The sequence below is a fragment of the Flavobacterium sp. genome, assembly GCF_044368625.1.
In the GTDB taxonomy this organism is placed as follows: Bacteria; Bacteroidota; Bacteroidia; order Flavobacteriales; family Flavobacteriaceae; genus Flavobacterium.
Genome location: NZ_JBIPPD010000258.1, coordinates 1 through 3946 on the forward strand (window position 1 = coordinate 1; position 3946 = coordinate 3946).

Annotated in this window: 6 protein-coding genes; all 6 read right to left on the reverse strand. The window is 31.6% G+C overall.

Features of this window, described 5'->3' with window-relative positions:
• Positions 1–406 precede the first annotated feature (406 nt).
• The 6 genes from ACIQ2X_RS14400 to ACIQ2X_RS14425 all read right to left on the reverse strand — a co-directional run bounded on the left by ACIQ2X_RS14400 (position 407) and on the right by ACIQ2X_RS14425 (position 3262).
• A complete protein-coding gene (locus tag ACIQ2X_RS14400; RefSeq protein ID WP_396179643.1) occupies positions 407–679 on the reverse strand; it encodes a hypothetical protein in 273 nt (90 codons plus the stop codon).
• A gap of 84 nt (positions 680–763) precedes the next feature.
• A complete protein-coding gene (locus ACIQ2X_RS14405) occupies positions 764–1141 on the reverse strand; it encodes a hypothetical protein (protein WP_396179645.1) in 378 nt (125 codons plus the stop codon).
• 161 nt (positions 1142–1302) lie between these two features.
• Positions 1303–1692 (reverse strand): hypothetical protein, encoded by a 390-nt coding sequence (locus ACIQ2X_RS14410; protein ID WP_396179646.1) that lies wholly within the window; start codon positions 1690–1692, stop codon positions 1303–1305.
• Between the two features lie 3 nt (positions 1693–1695).
• Positions 1696–1914, reverse strand: a complete 219-nt coding sequence (locus ACIQ2X_RS14415) for a hypothetical protein (protein WP_396179647.1) — start codon at positions 1912–1914, stop codon at positions 1696–1698.
• 309 nt (positions 1915–2223) lie between these two features.
• Positions 2224–2682 (reverse strand): DUF4440 domain-containing protein, encoded by a 459-nt coding sequence (locus tag ACIQ2X_RS14420; RefSeq protein WP_396179648.1) that lies wholly within the window; start codon positions 2680–2682, stop codon positions 2224–2226.
• A 46-nt stretch (positions 2683–2728) separates the two neighbouring features.
• Positions 2729–3262 (reverse strand): GNAT family N-acetyltransferase, encoded by a 534-nt coding sequence (locus ACIQ2X_RS14425; RefSeq protein WP_396179649.1) that lies wholly within the window; start codon positions 3260–3262, stop codon positions 2729–2731.
• Positions 3263–3946 lie beyond the last annotated feature (684 nt).

Genomic DNA, 3946 nt, shown 5'->3' on the forward strand with positions numbered 1-3946 from the left:
TTTACTGCTTATTTTTGCAGATGTATTTTTGGTAAAAAATCTAAAAACTCAAAAAGTGGGTTCTTAAGGAATGACTATTTATGAATTAGTGTGCCGTTTTTCTGGTCCGAAATCCTCGTAACACAGCAAAATCTGCCAGAAAAATCAAAACTAATTATTTGAAATTCATTAATTATGACTTTAAAGATACTTAATTGTTCTGAATTTCTGCTAACTGCAAAAAAAATCCCTTTTGAAATGCGATTTCAAAAGGGATTTTTGGTTTATGTAACGTTCCGCCGCTTCTCGTCAGTTGCGAAGTTCGGAACGAATTATTTTCTGTTAAAGATAAAAATTCTTGCGAAACGTAAACGTGAACTTACCACAAAATTCGCAATTGCGAGAAACGGCTGTTATAGCTGGCTCTTTAATAAACCTTTTCAATCAATCCAGTAATACAACCAGAACAGATTTGCAATTCGGAATTTCTCTCTTTTATATGTTCAATTAGTTTTTTGCATTCTTTTGGATAATCAATTTCTTTTTCGGTTAGTAAATTAAATCCTAAAACTGCAAATGATTGTCTTTCACAATTAAAACTTGTGAGAATCTTTTTTAACTTTTCAACATTTCCATTTTCAACAAGTTTTTTAATTTGCAGCCCTTCTTTGGTGTATGGTGAACCATCACCACAATACATTGCAAAGGTTTCGTGTAAAGAAATTTCTTTTAATAAATCTTTGTATGTCTTATTTGATTTGTAAAATAAGTTTCGCTTTTCGATCTAATCTTTGAGAGCATTTTTGTTTAAATTTTCAAAGGAATATTTTTTGAAATATTCTGTTTTTAAGGATTTTAAATAAATTGACTCATTTTTGGTTATCAAGTCAATTTGATATTGCCACATATCAAACTGAACTCTTATTCTGTTATGATTAAATCCAAAATCAATTGACCGATTTAGATAAGAATCAACAAAATTGTTTTTTTGGTCTTTAAAAGTCAACTTAACTGAATCAAGTTTACTTTTTAATTTTCCAAAATCATTTTCTGATGATATTATTTTCTTTATTTTCTGAAAATTCTTTTCCGCTTCAACTTCTGTTTGAGCGTAATTTTCACAAACAAGAAAAAATGTCAATAATAAAAAAAGTGTCTTCATTTAGGATTTTTTTGGAGCTTGCCTATAACGTTCCCGCGCTACAGCGGGTTTGGGACTAAATTAAGCCCTATTTTCGGATTTGCCAAATCTTCCAAATACAAAACCAACTTTCCATTAAGCCAATTGCCCAAATCCGTTGTAGCGTGTGTTGGCGGTAGTTTTTATTGCGGAGGTTGATTTTCTAAATTAATTTGTCCGCTGGATTTTATTTTTTTTATTTGGTCATATGATTGATAAAACATCCAAACTGTCAATAAAGAAAAAATTATGCCACCCCAAAAGAAAACACTTTCTATTGTTGTCAATGGAAGTAAAATTTTGTTAACTGGGTCGTTTGTGTCTTTTGGTGTCGGGATAGACTTTATTGTTGTAATAATTGAAAAATATGCACCCCAAGCTAACGAAGAAATAAATACAAAAAGGTCTGCCAAAATTGATTTTCCTTTTAGAGAACTTAAATGGTCTTCTGTTACTAGATAATATGTTTCCTGTCTTTGTCTAACAGTGGCCTGAACAAGACCATTTGAAGATGATATGGTTAAATCTGCCATTTTTTAATTCTTTTTTGTATACTCAATTCCGCTGTTAGGATATTTTGCTTTTAGTTCTGTAGCCGTTTTTTCACGAAAGTCTTCGATTTCCATTTGAGTAGGCAAAACAAGATTTTTGTTAGAATTTAAAAGTTTCTCTAAAATTTTCTCTAGTACTCCAATTCTAAAATCATTATCAATAATTTGATTCGCAATGTCTATATCGCCAATTTTAATTCCCATTTCTGTTATATTTATATGTTATTGAATTCTTCATTCTCTCTTAAAATTACCGCCAACTAGTATATACTCGCTACAAACTAGCGTATATACATCCAAAATCGGGTCGATTGGCGCTAGTTTCTTTGATTTATTACTCCTTCAAATATAATAATTTTTTCTTACAAATAACCTAAAAAGCGGTGGTGTTTTCTAACAAAAAATCCCTTTTGAAATTCGATTTCAAAAGGGATTTTTGGTTTATGTAACGTTTTGCTGCTTCGCGTTCTCTAGTGACCTAATCGAAGATAAGTTGATTGTATTAATACGTTTTCAGTCATTTTTTATTCGAGTGGAATGTAGCATTTGTAGTTTCCATCCATTTTCTGTTAAAATTGCCGTTGCGCTTTCCAGCCAATGCGCCTTTCTAATGATTGTGTTATCTGTTGAGAATGTTGCATAATTGTGGTACGCGACCCAAGCCATTCCGTTTGCGATTTTAATTTCAATAATTTCAATTGTATTCTTTCGTTTTGGATTCGGTTTCCGGAGTTTGGCCTTATCCAAATAATTGGCAATCGTATCGTTATTCCAAACTTCTCCATGCTCCAAAAGCAAAAAATCCTTTGTGTAGTATTTATCAATATTCTTAGCGTTTAATTCAGACCATATTTCGTCAAAAGATTTCATAATTAATTCCTTTATCTGCGATTTGTCTGTTTCCATTGAGCTTTGTCCAAATGATGCCATTGCGATGCAAAGTATAAAAATTATAGTCGTACGTTTTTTCATTTTTTTTAATTAATGTTAAGGTTATTGTAGTAATTGAGGTTCGGGCTTATTTTAAAAACCATTCCTCTTTTTTCAAACTATAAACATAATTAACTTTTGGTGGTTCACCAAAATAAGCCACTTCTTGTTCTCCAATTTTAGTAGTTCCTAATCTTTTAATCGCTATTTGAGAACGGATATTGTCTGCACCGATGTGAAAATAAACCACAGATACAAATTGAAAAATATAATCCAACATTACTTTCTTTACGGAAAGGTTTATTCCGGTTCCCCAATATTTTGTGGCATAAAAAGTATACCCGATAAATATGCTTTTTTCCTCTGGATTATAATCATAAAAGCGAGTGCTTCCTATGGCACTATTGCTGGATTTATCGACAATTTTAAATGCACCCTTGCTTTGTATTGCCCCATCAAAAAAAGTGTTGAATACTTCTTTTTTCCAACGGTCTTTATTGGGGTGTTGTTCCCATATTTTTGGATCAGCCGACACGGCATACAAGTCCTCAAAATCCTGTTCAAGCAAAGGATAAAGAATCACTTTGTCATTTTCTAATATCATTTGAATGGTAATATCCATTTCTATTTTTGCTTTAATTGTTGGTTAATTATGCTTGTTGGCAAAGTCAGACTGCGAAAAAAACGTACACAATCCTACCAACAAATATATTTAAATAGATTTAAGAAAAATAAATATTTTGTGTGTTTAAGAATGCAACACATCCAAGGGATTTTCTGTCATTATCAACAAGTAGCAAAATAAAAGAGTTCTTCTAGCGCAAGAATTCTATTTGTACCAATTTTAATTTTGAATGTAGTTACTTTTGATTGTGTTCACGAGCGGGACACTCGCGCCCAATGTCATTAAGTTAAGAAAAAAATACACTCGGTTTTGTCATTCCGACGAAGGAGGAATCTCAACAAACGTGAGCAACTAACATGAGATTCTTCCTTCGTCAGAATGACAAATAAAGCTTAACTTAATGACATTGCGCTCGCGCCAGCTCAGGGTATAGTACCAATGTATGGTTAATGAGGAACTGGCTGCGGGATAAAGAACCCTTGCTTTTGCCAAACGGTGTTTGTCTGCAGTTTTTTTTAAGTAATAAATTTATTTAGTTTTTCGATTACATTTTCGGGTTTCTTTTTAAGAAAATCAATGTTTAAACTCAAAGGTGTGTTTTCTGTGTAATTGCAAATTTTATAAATTATTTTCTTTAATAAATTTCCTTCATTTTCAATAATACTTTTAGGATTTTCTAAA

Coding starts and splice junctions, on each gene's coding strand:
- ACIQ2X_RS14400 (WP_396179643.1), bottom strand. CDS start 679: ATGTATTGTGGTGATGGTTCACCATACACCAAAGAAGGGCTGCAAATT.
- ACIQ2X_RS14405 (WP_396179645.1), bottom strand. CDS start 1,141: ATGAAGACACTTTTTTTATTATTGACATTTTTTCTTGTTTGTGAAAAT.
- ACIQ2X_RS14410 (WP_396179646.1), bottom strand. CDS start 1,692: ATGGCAGATTTAACCATATCATCTTCAAATGGTCTTGTTCAGGCCACT.
- ACIQ2X_RS14415 (WP_396179647.1), bottom strand. CDS start 1,914: ATGGGAATTAAAATTGGCGATATAGACATTGCGAATCAAATTATTGAT.
- ACIQ2X_RS14420 (WP_396179648.1), bottom strand. CDS start 2,682: ATGAAAAAACGTACGACTATAATTTTTATACTTTGCATCGCAATGGCA.
- ACIQ2X_RS14425 (WP_396179649.1), bottom strand. CDS start 3,262: ATGGATATTACCATTCAAATGATATTAGAAAATGACAAAGTGATTCTT.